Origin of the sequence: Nocardia coffeae (assembly GCF_019890715.1) — a bacterium.
GTDB classification, from domain to species: Bacteria; Actinomycetota; Actinomycetes; order Mycobacteriales; family Mycobacteriaceae; genus Nocardia; species Nocardia jiangxiensis.
This window is the reverse complement of sequence record NZ_JAINZY010000022.1, coordinates 23,553-40,849: the sequence shown is the minus strand read 5'-3', so window position 1 is coordinate 40,849 and position 17,297 is coordinate 23,553. Positions and strand designations below refer to the sequence as shown.

At 62.1% G+C, this 17,297-nt stretch carries 16 protein-coding genes; 5 read left to right on the top strand and 11 right to left on the bottom strand.

All coding sequences use genetic code 11. The annotated features are described in order from the left end of the window. Window positions 1-63: 63 nt before the first annotated feature. The 4 genes from K7711_RS43485 to K7711_RS43470 all read right to left on the bottom strand — a co-directional run bounded on the left by K7711_RS43485 (window position 64) and on the right by K7711_RS43470 (window position 1,804). Window positions 64-528: a sulfatase-like hydrolase/transferase gene (locus K7711_RS43485; protein ID WP_308015207.1), complete on the bottom strand. Its 465-nt coding sequence runs from the start codon at window positions 526-528 to the stop codon at window positions 64-66. A 171-nt stretch (window positions 529-699) separates the two neighbouring features. Beyond that, entirely contained in the window at window positions 700-1,008 is a 309-nt protein-coding gene (locus K7711_RS43480; protein WP_222978359.1) for a helix-turn-helix domain-containing protein, read from the bottom strand. Beyond that, window positions 1,005-1,580, bottom strand: coding sequence for a hypothetical protein (locus K7711_RS43475; protein WP_222978357.1), 576 nt, complete (start codon window positions 1,578-1,580; stop codon window positions 1,005-1,007). The genes K7711_RS43480 and K7711_RS43475 overlap by 4 nt, the downstream gene beginning before the upstream one ends. A 23-nt stretch (window positions 1,581-1,603) precedes the next feature. Beyond that, entirely contained in the window at window positions 1,604-1,804 is a 201-nt protein-coding gene (locus K7711_RS43470; protein ID WP_222978355.1) for a hypothetical protein, read from the bottom strand. 325 nt (window positions 1,805-2,129) lie between these two features. Here K7711_RS43470 and K7711_RS43465 point away from each other — a divergent pair, with 325 nt between their 5' ends. Beyond that, the gene (locus tag K7711_RS43465) at window positions 2,130-2,717 is read left to right on the top strand and encodes a TetR/AcrR family transcriptional regulator (RefSeq protein ID WP_235748717.1); all 588 of its coding nucleotides are present in this window, start codon (window positions 2,130-2,132) and stop codon (window positions 2,715-2,717) included. Window positions 2,718-2,909: 192 nt separating this feature from the next. Then, window positions 2,910-4,475, top strand: a complete 1,566-nt coding sequence (locus K7711_RS43460; protein ID WP_222978351.1) for a hypothetical protein — start codon at window positions 2,910-2,912, stop codon at window positions 4,473-4,475. Window positions 4,476-4,838: 363 nt separating this feature from the next. Here the strand turns inward: K7711_RS43460 and K7711_RS43455 are convergent, their stop codons facing one another. The 7 genes from K7711_RS43455 to folP form a co-directional block, all read right to left on the bottom strand. After that, on the bottom strand, window positions 4,839-5,132 hold the full coding sequence (locus tag K7711_RS43455; RefSeq protein ID WP_222978350.1) for a hypothetical protein: 294 nt from the start codon (window positions 5,130-5,132) through the stop codon (window positions 4,839-4,841). Between the two features lie 276 nt (window positions 5,133-5,408). Then, window positions 5,409-6,479 carry a Rieske 2Fe-2S domain-containing protein gene (locus K7711_RS43450; protein WP_222978349.1) on the bottom strand — a complete coding sequence of 357 codons (1,071 nt, stop codon included), beginning with the start codon at window positions 6,477-6,479 and terminating at the stop codon, window positions 5,409-5,411. A 160-nt stretch (window positions 6,480-6,639) separates the two neighbouring features. Beyond that, window positions 6,640-6,924: a YciI family protein gene (locus tag K7711_RS43445; protein ID WP_222978348.1), complete on the bottom strand. Its 285-nt coding sequence runs from the start codon at window positions 6,922-6,924 to the stop codon at window positions 6,640-6,642. Between the two features lie 198 nt (window positions 6,925-7,122). Then, window positions 7,123-8,082, bottom strand: a complete 960-nt coding sequence (locus tag K7711_RS43440; RefSeq protein ID WP_222978347.1) for a nitrilase-related carbon-nitrogen hydrolase — start codon at window positions 8,080-8,082, stop codon at window positions 7,123-7,125. Between the two features lie 145 nt (window positions 8,083-8,227). Then, the gene (locus K7711_RS43435; RefSeq protein WP_222978346.1) at window positions 8,228-9,202 is read right to left on the bottom strand and encodes a bifunctional 5,10-methylenetetrahydrofolate dehydrogenase/5,10-methenyltetrahydrofolate cyclohydrolase; all 975 of its coding nucleotides are present in this window, start codon (window positions 9,200-9,202) and stop codon (window positions 8,228-8,230) included. A 411-nt stretch (window positions 9,203-9,613) separates the two neighbouring features. Further along, window positions 9,614-10,780: an aminodeoxychorismate synthase component I gene (gene pabB, locus K7711_RS43430; protein ID WP_504741153.1), complete on the bottom strand. Its 1,167-nt coding sequence runs from the start codon at window positions 10,778-10,780 to the stop codon at window positions 9,614-9,616. A 148-nt stretch (window positions 10,781-10,928) separates the two neighbouring features. Then, a complete protein-coding gene (gene folP, locus K7711_RS43425; RefSeq protein ID WP_235748716.1) occupies window positions 10,929-11,720 on the bottom strand; it encodes a dihydropteroate synthase in 792 nt (263 codons plus the stop codon). Between the two features lie 880 nt (window positions 11,721-12,600). Here folP and K7711_RS43420 point away from each other — a divergent pair. The 3 genes from K7711_RS43420 (at window position 12,601) to K7711_RS43410 (ending at window position 17,264) form a co-directional block, all read left to right on the top strand. Next, the gene (locus tag K7711_RS43420; protein ID WP_222978343.1) at window positions 12,601-13,839 is read left to right on the top strand and encodes an MFS transporter; all 1,239 of its coding nucleotides are present in this window, start codon (window positions 12,601-12,603) and stop codon (window positions 13,837-13,839) included. A 376-nt stretch (window positions 13,840-14,215) separates the two neighbouring features. After that, window positions 14,216-14,812: a TetR/AcrR family transcriptional regulator gene (locus K7711_RS43415; RefSeq protein ID WP_222978341.1), complete on the top strand. Its 597-nt coding sequence runs from the start codon at window positions 14,216-14,218 to the stop codon at window positions 14,810-14,812. 916 nt (window positions 14,813-15,728) lie between these two features. Next, entirely contained in the window at window positions 15,729-17,264 is a 1,536-nt protein-coding gene (locus K7711_RS43410; RefSeq protein WP_222978333.1) for a hypothetical protein, read from the top strand. The last annotated feature ends 33 nt before the right edge of the window (window positions 17,265-17,297 follow it).

Sequence of the window (17,297 nt, the reverse complement as noted above, 5' to 3'; positions counted from 1 at the left end):
CCAGCAACACGTGTCAACCGGTCGTCAACGACAGCGTATCCCCACTGGACGTCGACGATCGAGCTATCGGAAAGCCTCCCTCGGATTCGGCCCGTGCGCGACCTCAAGCGCGGCGCCCAGCCGGGGATCCGGAGGCTGCCTGGCATCAGCGGGGTGCGATTCCGAGGTCTGATAGCCGTGGTCACGGATCATCGAACCCCAGGTCGGGAACTGTGCTGGCAGGTTGGCCTGCGAGGTCAGCAGGCATTCAGTCTGGTGGCCATACAGGCCGGTGACCATGGCGGCGCGGGCCGGGGTGCAGTCGTTGGCCGCGGTGTAATGCTGTTCGAACAACACCGCGCCGTGGCGGATGCGCGCGATATTCGGCAGGATCGGATCCAGCGCGCACTGGTCGGGAAACCATTGTGGAGGCCGCATTTCGTCCACGATGACGACCAGGATGTTGGGCTTGTCTGAATCGTGTCCGCCCGGGCACGCCCTGCGCCCAGCGTCGTCATCGCCGTGGCTGCGGCTGTCGCCGCCGCACACCCGCGAAGAGCCCACGCCTGTTGATAGCCACTGTCCCCTGCTCTCGGTCGGCCGGAAAATTCCGGCAGGTGCTCATGCGATGGCTAGGCTAGGAGCGGCGCACCGGCGCGGGTAGGGGCGCTCGCACATCATTCACCTGCGGAATGTGCAGCCGCACATAATGTCCGGGAGTTACTCCGACAAGGCTCTCGCTGGTAAGCGAACCCAACGGTCGAGTTCCAGGGCCAGCATCACCGCCAAGCGCCGTTCCCCCGGCGGATAGCCCAGCAATTGGGTGGCACGGACAATTCGCCGCAGAACAGTGTTGCGATGGGTGTGCAGTCGCCGCGCGGTCCGCGGCGCGTGGTCCGCCTCTTCGAGAAAGACCCGCAGTGTTTCCCGAAGGCGTTGCGCCGCGCTCGATTCCGCAGCGAGCGGGCCACGGGTGGCCGTGACGAATTGCCGGACGCGGCGGGCGTCACCACCGAACAGCACCGTCACCTCGACTTCGCCGTAGGTCGCCGACCGACCCGCTGCCGGGTTGCCCGCGAGCAGCCGGTAGACCGCCATCGCATCGGCATGGTGCCGCGGAACCCCTCGACGCCGTCGCCCGGCGGGCCCACCGCCACCCACACCGGCGCATCGATGCCGGTGACGTCGACCGGCAGCGGCGAGTCAGTGGCGATCCAGGCCCACAGCATCGCCGTACCCGCCGCGACCGTCAGCGGTGGCGGCGCGCCGACTGTCGAAGCCAAGCGCAGCGCCACAGACGTGAGATCGGCCTCGGCGCCGTCGTCGGCCCACACAATCACCGCAGTGTGGCGGTCGTGGATGTCGTATCGCAGCCGCCGGGCCAGGAGGCCATCGTTGGGCACCGCACCGCCCAGTATGGAGCGCACGATCTCGCCGCGCCGGGCGAAGTCGCCGCTGAGCAGGGCGTCTCGTTCGCGCTGCAGCTCGGCCAGCGGCTGGCTAAGCACGTGATCGACATACCCCGTCTGTATCTGCAGCGACCGGTCCAGTACCGCGATCAGGCGATGCGAGGAGCCGACGACCGCGACCGCGTCGTCCACCCAGTGCCGCGCCGGATCTCCCGCTAGGCCACCCGGTGCACCTGGTAGGCCACCTCGACCCCGACACACCGGCGGGCCAGTTCCCACGCATTGTCCAGTGCCTCCGGCGGCACGTCGGGCAGCAGCCGATCATCGTGCTGGCGCATCAGAACCAGCAGCTGCCGAAGGTTGGCGGACATACCGACGCGCAGTTTGGCGATCGCCATGGGCTCTGCGGCAAGCATCGGAATCCCCGCTACGACCGCCTTCGGGGATCTCCCGCTCCAGACTCGCCAGGCGAGTCTGGACACGGTCGACAACGGCCGCGATAAGGGCAGCTGTCTCATCGGTCACGCCCGATAGTGTGCCACCGCCCATAAACACAGATTTCAATCGACCGAGAGCTTCGGAGTTTCGCCGGCGGGTCACCGGCTTCTCATCCACCCCGCCAGCGCTGTTGCCGAGATCGCGTGCGCCGAGGTAGTCGCGGGTAGCGATTAGGTTGATGTTATGGCGGGCTCGATGGATATGGAATCAGCTGCAGCGGTTACGCGGTGGGCGGGTGTTCGAATGGACCAGCGGCGCGCGGCGCGCCGCAGGCTGCTTGTCGATGCCGGGTACGAGCTGTTCGGCACCGAGGGGGAAGGTGCGGTAACTGTGCGTGCGGTATCGCGCGCCGCCCGGCTGCATACCCGCTATTTCTACGAAAACTTCTCCGATACCGATGGATTGCTCGGGGCGGTCTTTGATTCTGCGTCCGCCGCGCTCGAGGAATATGTGCGAGGGGCGATCACGCCGGACCCGGGGCCCGAACTGCGGAGGCAACTGATCCTTCGGTCAATGTTGGAGTTCTGCTCCGCCGACCACCGGCGGGGCCGAGTCTTGTTCACCGAAGCGCGAGCAAATCCGGTGTTGTTGGCACGGCGTGAGATGTGGCAACAACAGCTTGTCCAGGAGGTCCTCGAGCTCAACGCCGCCGAACGCCCCACCGAGGATCCCTATCGCGTCCGAGTCGGTGCCGCGATGCTCGTCGGCGCTGTGGTCGAACTGGTCCAGGAGTGGATCACTGGCCAGCTGGGCAGTGACCTGGACGTGGTGGTCGCACACGCGACGGAACTATCGCTGCCGCTAATGATCCCGTTCGAATCGATCGACTGACCGCGCCGCAACCCCTGCGGGTTCTCGTACCCGCAGCGTTTGAGCCGTGACCGGGACGACAGTACTGGCTACACCCGTATCCAGCGTGCTTTTATGGACACGCATGTAGCCACAAATTTGGGTGGAGGGCGCGGTGGAGCCGGTTACCGGGAAGCGCCACTCCTTGTACCGACTGTTGTGAGGAGATCGTTGATGACCGACGAGGGCCGTACGAATATTGCAGGCCATTGGCCCGGAAGGCATGTGTTGTCCCGGAATTCGACTCTTTTAGCGGCCGTTGGAGTGATCGCGGCGGCAGCGTTACTTGTCCCGGCCGGACCTGCCTCCGCTGATCCGATGTCCACCGTGCCGGTCCCGTCGGTGCCGGTGGGCGCGCCAACTTATGTCGGTGCGCCCACCGCGCCGGACCCTGTTCCCGATCAGCCGGCTCCGCAGAATCCGTTCCTCGCGCCGAACGGGTTCTCCGAGATTCACGCCGACGGTTGGCAGAGCGACGCCTTTCCGCAAGCCGGCCCTCTGGGCCGGAAACCGCAAGTGAACTCGCTACTGCTCGGCAGCCTGTGTGGATCCATCACCTTCGACCACGCGGGCCGCATCATCACTACCTGCTTCGGCCTGCACCCCGGGCTGTACCTCATCGATCCGAGACTGGACCGTGTGCTCGCCCAGCACACGCTGCCCGGCATGAGCCCGATGGACCTGCTCAAGGCGGTCACCGGGACCGGGGTGCCCAGTGGTGGCTATTTTTATCTTGACAACCTCGGCCGCGTGGTGGTCGGCACTGCCACCGGACATGTGCAGATACTCGCCGAAACGCCCGCCGCGGACGGTTTCGTGCTGGACCGCGACTACGACCTGACCGGGGTTTTGCAGCCGGGGGAGTCGCTGACCTCCCTGCAGCCCGACAGTAACGGACTGATGTGGTTCGAAGGCAGGAAAAACGGTCTTGTCGGCACCCTCGATCCGAAAACCGGTGTCGCACATGCCGTCCGTGTTGGCATCGGTAGCGACGAGGAGATAGTGAAGTCGTTCACGGTCGGCAGCCACGGTGATGTATACATCGTCTCGAACCGGCAGATGTACCGCTTCGATGCCGGGCCAGGCCAACTCCCACAGATCACCTGGCACACGCACTACCCCAACATCCTCCAGGTCAAGCCTGGCCAGCAAGACGCGGGCAGCGGCACCACCCCCACGATCCTCGGTGGCGGCCGATACGTGGCGATCACCGACAACGCCGACCCGATGGACGTCGTCGTCTACCGCACCGACCCACATGCTGGGCAGCGCGAAGTGTGCTCGGTTCCGGTATTTCACCAAGGCTCCAGCGCGACTTCCAATTCGCTGATCGGCATAGGCAACTCGATGATCGTCGAAAACAACTACGGTTACACCGGACCGCAGGCGACGATGCTCGGCAAGACGACGGTCCCCGGCTTCGCCCGCATCGACGTCGATCCCGGCGGTAACGGCTGCCACGCTGTATGGACGAACACCACAGTGTCCGCGGCGAGCGTCGTCTCCCAGCTGTCGCTGGCGACCGGGCTGATCTACACCTACACCAAGGGCGCCGCGCCCACCGACCCGTGGTATTGGACCGCTCTTGATTTTCGCACCGGACGCGTGGTGTGGCAGCAGATGTCGGGTGCCGGACCGCAGTTCAACAACAACTACGCGGGGATCGGACTGGGCCCCGACGGCACCGCATATCTGGGCACCCTCGGCGGGATCATCGCCATGCGCGACACCAACTACTAGCTATATTAGATGTCATCGAACACATGGTTCAGGCAAATCTGCCGCACTGAGGGTTTCAGGTCCCCTCCCGCGCACGCAAAATTGGCGTAACCACGACAACTCAGTCCTGGCGCGCAAACGCGCTCGAAGACAGTGAGCCTCGGAAGGAGTCCCGGCGACCAGCTGTGAATAGGGACCCCCGAACCCGCAACAGCGGGTTCGGGGGTTAGTTAGTCCCTCGTAACGCATTCACTTCGACTTCGGATAGCCGAATCCCTTCTGATCGTCAGCGTTCCCAATGAAAACCGCTGCTCAGGGCCGGTCCCATCCTTATAGTGCCCCGCCGAGGGCACCAACCTACGACGGTTCCATCATTACCGGCACTCATGATGCGCCGCCTCCGACGGTCGGCGGCGCTTGAGAGGGGCAGGTGGTCGGGGTGTCCGCGTGTGGGTGTGCGGGGGCGGCGTACCGGTTCACGGCGGCACCCAGTCCGGCTGCCGCCTGGGCTGCGAGGAGCACGATGAGGACGATCAGGGGGATGGTCCAGCCGCCTGTGGACTGGCGGACGGCGCCGAGGACGACGGGGCCCACAGCGGCGAGGAGGTAGCCGAAGAACTGCGCCATGCTGGAGACTTGGGAGGCGTGCCGAGCGTCAGGGGAGCGTAGAACAAACACACCTACCACCACCGACGCCGACAAGCCCGACCTGGCCAGTTAGCCGCGGTGGGATTCGAGCCGCCATGACTCCAGCGGCCCGACAGACTGCCTAACCACTGTCCCCAAATCGTGCAGCAGCCCCATTTGTACGTAAACGCGTGCGTACGGCGACGCGCCCGGCAACGCGCCGCCGTACTCCGCGATGAACCGATACCGGAAGTCCTTGGCGCCGTGGGAGATCGCGCCGAGGCGCACCGGTATCGGGGTTGGAATTCGTCAGTACCATTCAGTCCGTCAGATGACGCCGTAGGTGATACCGAGACTGCGCAGCCAACTACGGTATTGCTGCGCAAGCAGATCGTTGCGATGGTGCAGCTCATAACGCAACTCTGCCGGGATTCGTTCGGGACGCTGGGTTCCCACGATCGCCTCATCCTGGGTGAAAACCATGGTGACGCGATCCTTGATGGTCTGGTCCGAGACCGCTCCCTCCTTGGTCACAGCGACGCAGGTGCGGATTATCGAATGTGTCTCGCTGACCAGCTGGGCAGTGGCGTAGACAGTGAAGTAGTTGACGTCGTCGGAGATCGGCCGATGGTTCTCGTCCACATCGAAGAGTCGCTTGGTGAACGCCGCCACGAGTGGTCGCTGGATGCGGTAAGTGTAGCCACTGATCGTCGGCCTGCCTCGTGAGTCTCCGATCGGCTGGAAGACAGGGATCTCGGAGGTCACCAAGCCTTCATCGGTCATCTCGACGGAGTAGGGATGGATCTCGTCCGGGTTGTCCGGGTCACCGTTGATCCCGCTGTGGACGAACGGGAAGTGCGTGATGTCCACGAAGTTTTCGAGCGCACGGTAGCCGTTGGCACCGAATTCGAAGGGGCCGGCGTGTACTTTCTTCTGCGCCTCGTCGTCCCATTGCGGGAACGCTGGGACATCGTTGGCCGGATCTCCGAGGCAGACCCATGCGAAGCCATAACGCTCCTGGACGGCCCACGGGAAGGCACGTGCCTTCGCCATCGGCTTATCGCGTGGCGCCGACGGGATCAGCGTGCACTTTGCTTCGGTGTTGTACCGCCAACCGTGGTAGGGACACGCGATCTGGTTATTGATGATTGTGCCACCCGACAGTCGAGCCCCGCGGTGGATGCAGAGATCCTCCCAAACGTGCAGTTCGCCTGTGCTGTCGCGCCAAACGGCCAGATCACGACCGAGCAACGTAACGGAGTAGGGTCGGCCCGATTCGAAGTCGGTGCTGTATCCAACCACATGCCAGTCGTTGAGCAGGGCCTCATCTTTGCACCCGATGTCCTGTAGCGTTAGCGGTCGGTTGTCGGACTTGGGTCGGTTATCTGTAACGGTCATTGTTCTAAATTCTTTCCGTTCCTACGCAGTTATTTCCCGAGGCCGTCAGGACAGAAGCGGTCAATTCTCGCTTCAATACAGCATCGATTTAGTCGACGTGATCTGGTCTTGCGGCCACCCCGGTATCGTTCGATGCGAACAGATCAGACGGCCGCGAGACTCAGTTACCAGCGGTGGCCCAGATGAAGTCGAGGGACTCGACTTCCTCGACATCGCAGGACATGATGCCCAAGCGGACAAACGGAAGAGATTCCAGCAACTCGTCCGCCCCCTCACGGGTGTCCGACTCGATAAGCAGGATTGCCCCGCCGCCGATTTCGGGCCTTCGGTAGGCCCACAGCAGCGCTCCGCTCTCTTTCAGTTCCTTCACCCGCTTGCGTTCTTCGAGCATATGCGGCTCCGCAGCTTTGCCGGGAACGAAGCGTCCGTCGACAAAAAACTTCATATGTACCTCCTTTTAAAGGCCGGTTAGAGCGATCTGACTGTTTGAACACCAAACAGAGACTCACGATGTGCGCGGCCGTACTCGGCAATACGGCGAACGCCGGGATGAACATATTTGATTGGCGGAGAACGAGAGTCGAGGCGCATCCAGCACGCGATCAGGGTCTGAGAAAATAGATCCTCAGCCTTATTCTGATCATCAGAGAGAATCGAACAGAGGCGCAAAAATGTGCGGGCGATTCGAATGGCCGGCGACGTCGACGATGAGCTTGCCTTCCAGTACGTCCTCGAGGTCGATGTCGACCACCAGTAGTTCGTCGTCGGAGCCGTCACCGTGCGCGATAACTCGGCCGACTGGGTCGAGTACGAGCGCACCCTTCTTCAGGGCGCGCTGCCCCTCGAGGAACTTGCGCTGTTCTTCGGTCTCTGCCACCTCGTCGATGTAGTTCGCCGGGATTCGCGATACCGCCGAAACTACGAAGGTCTTCAGCGAGTACGCGAGACCTGCAGTGGCGGTCTGGATGGCGTGATGCATCGGGAAGTACGGATGGAAGTAGTAGGGCCAGGAGGCGACGTGCACCACAGGGTAGTTTATGGCAGCCGCGTACATCCCGAGCGGATTAGAATTCTCAGCGCAGATCAGTCCAGAGACCACACCGAAGTCGGTTTCGAAGGTGTTGGCACAGCCCGTAGTGCCCGGCTTGTGCACCAGTCGCTCCCCACTTGTGGGAACGTATTTCTGATGCTTGCCGACGATAGCACCCTCGCGCGTAATGTGAACCTGAGTGTTCCACATTGTTCCCGATGACCCAGGGCGGCGCTCGTTCACACCGACAACGGCGTTCACATTAGCCTTCGCACAGGCCTCTGCGATGGCGTTGATGTGCTCGCCAGGAATCTCGACCGAATGCTTGAACAGCTCCTTGTCGAATCCGCGTGATTTTGCTCCTTCTCCGATTGTCTCGTACCAGTTCGGGAAGGTGGGGATGTAAGCCTCCGGGAAGCCGATGAGGTCGACTCGCTCGCGACCTGCCTGCTCGATGAGAGCGATCGCCTTGTTTGTCGTACCGTCCAAATCGAGGAACACAGGCTCTGCCTGAACACCTGCGACCTTGATCTTACGGAGCGTCAATCGCTCAGGAAATGTACTGCTGGACATCGATGAGATCCTCATATTGAAGTGCTGAGTCTGATACCACGAGGGCAGGTCATAAAAGGTCCGGAAGGGAGATAACTGCGCCAACCGAGCGTCGACGATAGGCGCGCATCCACTGCGATTTGGAGCATGCGTCCTACAACGCAAATCACGGAGGCCTCCCGCACGCAGGCCCACCATCTACCCCCGGGGTGGAGGGTACCTCTACGAGTTCGTCGGGTCGTGGCGCGGGAAGTCCGACCGACCGCACCGCTGCGCGCACCGTATTGGAGATCAGCACCGCCACGGTCATCGGTCCCACGCCACCCGGGACGGGGGTCAGGTAGCTGGCCTTCGCCGCGACCGTCGCCACGTCGACGTCGCCGACGATGGAGCCATCCTGCAGTCGGTTGATTCCGACATCTACGACCACGGCGCCTGGTTTGACCATTTCACCAGTGATAAGCCCTTGCTGACCTACCGCACAGATCAACACATCGGCCAGCCTGGTGTGTTCAGTGAGATCGCGGGTCTTGGCATGACAGATAGTGACGGTCGCTTCGCGATGCAGAGCCATCATGGCCATCGGCTTGCCGACGATGTTCGACGCGCCAACAACAACGACGTTGGCCCCCACGAGATTGATGCCGGTGTCGTCCAGCAGCCGCATGACGCCCTCGGGCGTGCAGGGCGGGAAGACGCTTCGGCCCAGCAGCAAAGACCCGAGATTGTACAGGTGAAATCCGTCCGCGTCCTTCTGTACAGGAATCCGCGAGAGCACCTCGCCGGCGTCGATCGCAGGAGGAAGGGGAAGCTGGACGATGATGCCGTGCACACCTGGATCTGCGGCTAGCTCGTCAATGGCCGTACAGACATCGGAGGTCGTCGACGAGTTGGGCATCCTGCGCACCGTTGACCGAATCCCGGCACGCGCTGAGGTCCGCTCCTTCGCGCGGACGTAGACGCCGGACGCAGGGTCGTCACCAACCAGGACAACAGCAAGATGCGGAACAACCCCGAATTGCGCACTGAGCGCTGCGGCATATTGCCGACACTCTTCAACGATCTTCGCGGCAACTGCGCGACCGTCGATGCGGACCGCATCAACGGTGGCTCCAGCCGCGCGCGCTTCCCGATACGCCATAGGGTCTGACATAGAACAGCCCAATCCTTCTCAATATTTGGTCGGGAGCCTGCCATTTCAGCCAGCCGATGGTCATATTCAGTCGCGTGGCGAAAAAGGGCCCCGACGGCTACGCACCACGTCGGCACCCCGCCGATGATTCACTGCTCATCGCAACAGGAGCCAACTTAATGGACGATACCGTTCAAAAAGTAACGTGATGAGGCTCTAGCTGTCAAGGTCTGGACTTTCCATCAGAATGGGTGTATGCGAGCTTCGCTAGCGGAGCGACCACGCCCGATGCTCTGCAGGCACGACTGGAGGCCCGAATCTCCCACCCGAGCAGTCCAATGTGGAGCACGGTCGCCAGCATCTTCAGCCCGATGCGCACACTCCAAAGGAGGGCACGATCCTTCGGGGACCGACGCACCGTCAGCCATAGCCGAGGAGGGCTCCCCGATATGGTCGCGAAGCGTGGCAGGTGAGCACCGCGGCCTTCGCTGTCAGCTCGTCGTACTCGGCGTCGGCCCGCGAATCCCAGGTGATGCCACCACCCGTTCCATAGGTCGACATCGCCCGGTCACGATCAGCTACGAGGGTCCGAATGGCCACATTGAACCGTGCTCGGATCCCAGTTGCCGACGGCGCCACCACGCCGATCGCTCCGCAATAGACTCCACGAGGATCGGCCTCCAGCTCACGAATGATCTGCATCGTGCGATGTTTCGGTGCGCCGGTCACCGACCCGCACGGGAACAAAGCGCCGAAGATCTCGGGCAAAGCTACATCCGGCCGCAGGCGACCGACGACATCGGAAGTGAGCTGATGTACGGTCCCGTAGCGTTCCGTGCGGCACAACGCAGTCACCCTGACCCCGCCCGTGACCGCAAGACGCGCGAGATCGTTGCGGACAAGATCGACGATCATGATGTTTTCGGCGCGTTCCTTCTCACTCGACCGCAGCCGTGCGACGATCTCGCGGTCTTCGACCTCGGTACGACCACGTCGCGCAGTGCCCTTCATCGGTCGCATCGTCAGTTGATTACCGGTGGCGTCGAAGAAGAGCTCAGGACTCGCACTCGCGATGACGAAACGGCCGAGGTCGAGGTACGCGTTGTATGCCCCGCCCTGAGCGATTGCCATACGCGCATACAGCTGGGTCAGGTCGCCGACGACCGGCGCCGTCATCCGCGTCGTCAAATTGCACTGATATATCTCGCCTTGGGCGATGTATCTGCGTATTGCCTCGACACGGTTGCGATGCTCGTCCGGCCCCCAGTCACAGCGCCACTCGCCGACATCGAAGGCGCGGTGCGCGGGCGCACGAATAATTGAGGTCCGCTCAGGCGCGGTCGTGATGCCGAACCAAGCCAGCGGCAGTCCATCCGCGGGTTCGTGCACGCTCAGATCCGGATCCAGGCCTGCCGCGGCTTCATACGCGAGGAACCCGAATGCCCACCAGCCCTCCCGGGTAGCGCGCTGCACCTCCTGCAACAGCGGTGCAACCTCAGCCATACGCGTCGTCGTCACTACTTCTATGGAATCGGAAAACCGCCAGGCACAACCGGATCGGAGGTCGTCGAAACGAGCTCGAGGCATAAATGACGTCACGGTGACAGCACCCGACCTGCGTAGCCAACCGCAGGCAACGATCCCGCCGTGATAAGCGGGACTCCCGGCTCGGGCCTTTGCGCAACACGTCGCAGCGCGGTTACCAGTGCCGTCTTGAAAGCAGCAACCATTGAAGTCACACCGGTTGCGGCGACGTCAGACAAGGACGAGTACTCACTGATGCCAGGACTGTGAGCAGGTCATTGGTATCGGCGACATCGTGGGTTCGGATCAGATCGACTCCGGCAGCCCATGCCGCAGCAGCCGCTCCTAGGGAACCACTGACTCGGTCGCGGGGAACATGCCGGCCTGTGAGCGCACCGACCACCGACTTACGGCTGACACCGACCAATACCGGCCACTCCCGCATGCACGCCCGCGATAGCGACCGTAACAGGCCGACGTTATGTGCAGTCGTCTTGCCGAATCCGATGCCGGGGTCCACCCAGATCTGAGTCGCCCCACATCGTGCAGCCTTGCTCGCAAGCAGGTCCAGCGCAGACCAGACCTCCTCCACAACGTCCTCGTAACGCGGATCATCCTGCATCGTTGCCGGAAGGCCACGAGAGTGCATAGCGACATAGCCGACACCGAGCCGACCCGCGACAGGCGTCAGCAGGCCACTCGTGTCGTTGAGGATCGAGGCCCCGCAAGCCACCGCTTCCTGCGCAAGCGCCGCCTTGCGCGTGTCGATGGAGACGATGCCGTGGCGCGATAGTTGCCGCACTACCGGAAGAGTCCGCTGGCGCTCCTCTGCCAGATCGATCGGGCGAGCGCCAGGGCGACTGGACTCGCCGCCCACATCGACGATCATCGCGCCGGCATCGAACATGGCTCGGCCAGCAGCGACAGCCGACGCAACCGTAGAAAAGCGCCCACCGTCGCTGAACGAGTCCGGCGTGACGTTCAAGATTCCCATGATCTTCATCGGCTGAGTCCGTCTACGCTCACCGCGCGCCGCTCAGGATCTGCCGCCTCACGCGCCTGGATGAACCGCGCCAGAGAGCCGGAGTCCAATTCGTGCCCATCGGGCCTGCTGTTCGCACTGAACAACACACACCTCCTTAATGAACGATTACGTTTGGAAAGTATGACGAGGTCAGCCGCCTGTCAACACTCAATCCCCCAGTGCAACAAGGAAGTAACACGACGGGAGTCCAGTACGGCCGATCGGCGCGAGTCGACAACCGGCCATCGTGTGCCGCACCGTCATGCCAGCAACCACCCCTGCGGCGACGTACGCTTATACTCCCAAAGTTCAGAAAAGTCAATAATTGACAGGAAGATTTGCATCCTCCTAGTATTCAAACACTCCCGTTCAATAAGTAGTCGATCATATCCGCATACCCATTGGCAGCCCACGGCCAATGATGCTGGGACGGACGATTACCGCCGTTATTGGCGTCCACACCGGATAGGGAGCAGCGTCCATCAATAATCAGCGTGTCGTGCATCCTGAAAGGTCAGCGTCAGGCACGGCAGTTCTTCAGCCACACAAACAGCGGATAAACTTCTCATCTTCCGAGTCGAGAATCCCGATAGATCCACAATCGCCGAGCGAGGATGAATCGCGGTTGCGGAGTCATCCGAATGCCAATGAATGCATGTTGAGAGCGATGTCGGTCCAGGGCCGCCTAGATATGTTTCGAGGACCCGAAACCACGTGTTCACATTCGTTGCAATGTTTCGCACACATCGAAGTCTGCGCAGTCTGCACTGCATTTCACGCAGTGCGGAGTACAACAGATTGTCAAGCTACAGATTTCTCGGGGTAACCCTGCGCCCCCAAATAACCTGGATGGTCCAATATGTCGTCTCCCGACATCACCAGTCCCTCGAACCAACGCTGGTTCATGCTGCTGCTCATCAGTCTCGGGTACGTGTCACTCACTCTCAACTGGTTCAATGTTGCCGCAGCATTTCCACTCATCGGCACCAGCTTCGGAGCCACGCTTCCTCAGCTGTCGTTGCTGGTGTCTCTATTCCTCGCAGGCTTCGGCATAGCGCACATCCCGGGCGGCTTGCTCGCCACTCGGATCGGCTTGAAGCGAACCGTGGTAATCGGCATCCTGATCGAAGGCATCGGAGGAGTACTGTCGGGTATTTCACCGAATTATGCCACCTTGGCTATTTTTCGAGTCGTCACCGGCATCGGCGGCTCGATCTTCCTCGCGGTCGGGGTTGCCGCCATCACTGTTTGGTTCACTGAGCGCGGGCTGGCCCTCGCGCTCGGTATCGGCACTGGCGTGGGATTTTGCGTGGGCGTTGCCATGGGCCTCTACCTGTGGGGCTTTTTGCAGGCTGCCGTCGGCTGGCATCTCGCGCTCGTCATCGGCGGACTGATCGGAATCCTGATTGCCGCTCTGACCGCTGTCGCGTTCCAGACACCGCACCACACAAAAACACTGCAGGGCACCCCGATCAGCCGTGCTGTCATACGTGAAGCCTTGGCCGATCGCGACATCTGGATCTACGGTATCGCAATGATCGGCGCCTATGGTGCATACTTCACAGCCTCACAATTCCTCGCCGAGTACGCGGTGAGTGAACGACACTACACCGCCTCGGCCGGAAATCTGCTTGCGGCACTGATCGGACTTGCCGGGATCCCGGGGAGCGTCGCTGGTGGATGGTTCGCCGACCACTATCAGAAGACCAAGGCCGCCGTCGTCTTGCCGATGTTCGTCATGGCCGCGCTACTTCTCCTGATCCCGTTTACACCGGCAGGAATGCTGTGGCCACTTGGTATCGGCATCGGCTTCGTCCTCCTTTTCGCTTTCACTGCTTGGTCGTCGGTCCCAGATCGTGTTGCCGGCATCTCCCATGCAAACATCGGCACCAGCATTGGCCTGATGTTGACTCTCTCAGCTCTCGGCGGATTCTTGGTTCCACTCGGATTCGGCCGAATCGTCCCAGCTACAGGCTTCGCGGGCGGCTGGATTTTCCTGGCGGCCGTCTCGGCAGTGTTCGCACTGGCAGGCCTGGCTGGACGCGACCACGCTGCTACGCCGAAAGAGGCCGAAAAAATAGCCCGGACAATCGCGTGAATTTCGACAGCCGCACAAGTACGGTGCGCACCGTCGAGCGATGAGGATTTCCGGTACAGGCACCTCCAGTCGGTGAGCGGGCCAGTAGGCCGCTGGCCGGGCCAGCCACAACAGTAACGAGCAGTCAGATGCTGCCGGTACTGTCGCGAGCTTGGACTGGGGGGCGACCGCGGTGGTCGGCATGAAGTTATGCCAGCGAGTGCGCACGGGTTCGCGACGGCGCACTCGCTACTGCGGTTTTATCTGCTTGAACAGGTACGACGCTCCACCGAGCTCGATTCTGCGGGAGGTCCCGATTCAACTGCCGGTCCACCTTTGAGGGACTGTGCGGGGGTAGAGCCCACTCCTTGGCTGAACCTTCGTTTACGGTGAACTAATGCTTGGTGACAACCAGACACGAACGCGCATGGGAAGACCGCGCGACCCTTCGAAGGATGCCGCCGTCCTCGAGGCAACGATCAATCTGCTTGCCCAAGTCGGCCTCGCCGGGATCTCGATAGACCGGGTCGCTGCAGACGCCGGAGTATCCAAGGTGACTGTGTACTCCCGCTGGGCGAACAAGGAACATCTCATCGCAGCCGCGCTCAGTCACGTCCAGGTGACCGGCCTGCCCGAACCAACCGGATCTGCGCGAACAGACCTCATCGCGCACCTCAAAGCGATGCACCAAGCGTACGACGAGTCCCGCGGCATGGCGATCCTAGGGAACTGCTTGGCGAGCGAGCCGGCGTCAGGCGAGTTGCTCGATAGCATCCGGCGCAGCACAATCCTGCCCCGCCGTGCCGGGTTCGCCGAAGTGGTCCGCGCGGGAATCGAACGGGGAGAGCTCCGTAGCGACATCGACCCTGAACGCGTGACGAGCATGATCATCGGGGTCTTGTACGCCGACCATGTGGCAGGCCTGTCGCTTGATCGAGGTTGGGAGGAATCAGTGGTGGATGACGTACTGGCTGGCGCCGCACGTCGTGACTGAGTCGGCGACCGGCAGCGCGCCGATATCCGACCTCACATTCGACAGATCAAAGATGTTGTGCAACAACAGATTAACAACGTTGAGCACGATCGGGCCCAGATCGGAACAGACCCTCGTCCGCCCTTGCCATTTCGGCACCTCCGACAGCGCCGGCCGGTCGATCGTGAGGTCGTGAGTCCCAATCATTGCGGGCTCCGGCCCGCTGAACTGCGCCGGCCCGAACCGGCACCTTTGTCGCGACCACGTCGTCGGCAGCCTTGTCATCGCTCCACAGGCCGGCCGCGGTCTCGCGAGGACCGCAAGATCACCACCTCCACCCGCGAATCAGTGATGCACGACAACCCCGATCTGGTGCTGCCGAACGGTCTACCGCTGTAGTGGTCTTCGAACTGGCCCAGATGTCAGTTGCCGCCCGCCGCCAGAGATCAGTGACAACGGAAGGCGCCAGAGGGGCGCGACCACGCTGGGCACTGTTCAGGCGGCCGGAGACGAGGTCGGACGCCAACACGTGATCGTTGGAGACATCGAAGTATTGCGCGGTCACCCAAACGCGGCCAGGCGGTCACTGCGGGACACGGGCGGCAGCCCGGACTTGCGACTGCACCCGTCCGTCTGCAAGCGGAGATTCTCGATAGCCACTGGCCACTGGCCACTTGATGCAGCTACCCGTTGACACCGGAGCCTGCTCTCCGGTTACGCGAGCTGGGATGTCTTGACCTAGGCCTTGACAGAAGACTCGCGCCGTTCTACTTTCTAAACGAGATCGTTCATTAAGTCGATCGCATCCACGTCGCAGAGGGCGGTAGCGCCCCTTCAGATGCAAGTGCTGGCTCCGCACAGGGCCTTCGTCCTCTTGTCCTTCGATGCCCTCGAAAGCCGGTGACAAGAGGGCGGCAACGAGCACGAGCCTGCAGGGTTGCCGATCTCGAGCACCCGGATGGACTTGCCTGGATTCGCTGGAACCGACCGGCTTCTGGCGAGCGCCACCAAAAAAAATAAGCGCCCCAACAACGAGAAGGAACGGGTAGCCATGTCACACCCGAATTTCAGTTCGTTTCAGCAGTTGCTGGACTGGATTCCTGACCAAGTCGAGTACTTCTACAACGAAACGATCTCTCCGCACTTCGGCCGATCTGGGGGCGCGAAGGCGGCTGCGCTCATACCGCCCGCCTACTCGAACTGGCGTGATGAGCAGCGGGCCTGGAATGAGACAACGGCCCTGTTTCACATGTCGCATCACATGCCGGAGTTGTTCTTGGAGGGGCCGGACGCCCTGAAGGTCCTCGGGCGAGTGGGGGTGAACACCATGGACAGCTTCACCGCTGATCGCGCCAAGCAATTCGTGGTGTGCAGCCCGACCGGCCACATGATCGGCGACTGCATCCTCTATCGTCACGGGCCTGAGTCGTTCGAGCTGGTCAGCGGAATGCCAGCGTTGAATTGGGTTCACTTCCATGCCGAAACCGGTGGCTACGACGTCAAGGTGACTCGCGATTACCACAGCACGGAGAATCCGACCGGTCGCCGCACTCGTTTCCGGTTCCAACTCGACGGACCGACGGCTGGGGATGTGTTTCTCGATGCACTGGATGGCACTCCGCCGGATCTGAAGTTCTTCCGTACTGCTCAGGTGAAGATCGCGGGCGTGGACGTTCTGGTGCTGCGTCACGGCATGGGCGGTAACCATGGAGTCGAGCTGTCCGGTGAATTCGACGACGAAGCTACCGTGCGTGCGGCGCTGCTCGAAGCGGGCAAGCCGCACGGAATCGTCCCTGTCGGGACGACTGCCTATTTCAGCACGCCGCTGTCCAATGCGTGGATGGCATACCCGGTGCCCGGAATCTACAACGACGAGCGGGCCCGCGACTATCGCGAATGGCTGCCGGCCGACACGTGGGAAGCGAAGATTCAGCTCGGAGGCAGCTTTTATGCTCCGGAGATCGAGAGCTATTACGTGACGCCTTACGACCTCGGCTACGAGCGCATCGTGAACTTCAACCACGACTTCATCGGACGAGAAGCGCTGCAGGCTGTCGAGCCCGAGCAGCGTCGTCACCGCCGCACGTTGTTGTGGAACCGCGACGATGTCGCGCGCGTGCTCGACTCGCAGCTCGGCGACGGCCCACGGTACAAGGCGCTGGAATTCCCCGTCGCCAACTACGCGTGGAATCACTTCGACATCGTCAGCGATACCAGTGGGGCTGCTGTCGGCCTTTCGTGCCATTCGGGCTACCTCAGCTACGAGGGACAGGCGCTCTCGCTCGCGCTGCTCGACGCGCAGCACGCGGAGCCCGGTACCGAAGTCACGATCACCTGGGGGGAACCGAACGGCGGATCGCGCAAGCCACAGGTCGAGCGGCATGAGCAGACCCAGATCCGCGCGACGGTCGCCCCCGCCCCGTACTCGGCCCAGGTCCGCAACTTGTTGCGCGCCGATGTCAGCCGGCGCTGAACCACGCCGAGAAATCTTCACCGAGACGACCAC

What these genes read in the sequence shown, in the direction of transcription:
- K7711_RS43470 (WP_222978355.1), bottom strand. Translation starts at nt 1,804, where the DNA reads ATGCTTGCCGCAGAGCCCATGGCGATCGCCAAACTGCGCGTCGGTATG.
- K7711_RS43465 (WP_235748717.1), top strand. Translation starts at nt 2,130, where the DNA reads ATGGACCAGCGGCGCGCGGCGCGCCGCAGGCTGCTTGTCGATGCCGGG.
- K7711_RS43460 (WP_222978351.1), top strand. Translation starts at nt 2,910, where the DNA reads ATGACCGACGAGGGCCGTACGAATATTGCAGGCCATTGGCCCGGAAGG.
- K7711_RS43450 (WP_222978349.1), bottom strand. Translation starts at nt 6,479, where the DNA reads ATGACCGTTACAGATAACCGACCCAAGTCCGACAACCGACCGCTAACG.
- K7711_RS43445 (WP_222978348.1), bottom strand. Translation starts at nt 6,924, where the DNA reads ATGAAGTTTTTTGTCGACGGACGCTTCGTTCCCGGCAAAGCTGCGGAG.
- K7711_RS43440 (WP_222978347.1), bottom strand. Translation starts at nt 8,082, where the DNA reads ATGTCCAGCAGTACATTTCCTGAGCGATTGACGCTCCGTAAGATCAAG.
- K7711_RS43435 (WP_222978346.1), bottom strand. Translation starts at nt 9,202, where the DNA reads ATGGCGTATCGGGAAGCGCGCGCGGCTGGAGCCACCGTTGATGCGGTC.
- pabB (WP_504741153.1), bottom strand. Translation starts at nt 10,780, where the DNA reads ATGCCTCGAGCTCGTTTCGACGACCTCCGATCCGGTTGTGCCTGGCGG.
- folP (WP_235748716.1), bottom strand. Translation starts at nt 11,720, where the DNA reads ATGAAGATCATGGGAATCTTGAACGTCACGCCGGACTCGTTCAGCGAC.
- K7711_RS43420 (WP_222978343.1), top strand. Translation starts at nt 12,601, where the DNA reads ATGTCGTCTCCCGACATCACCAGTCCCTCGAACCAACGCTGGTTCATG.
- K7711_RS43415 (WP_222978341.1), top strand. Translation starts at nt 14,216, where the DNA reads ATGCTTGGTGACAACCAGACACGAACGCGCATGGGAAGACCGCGCGAC.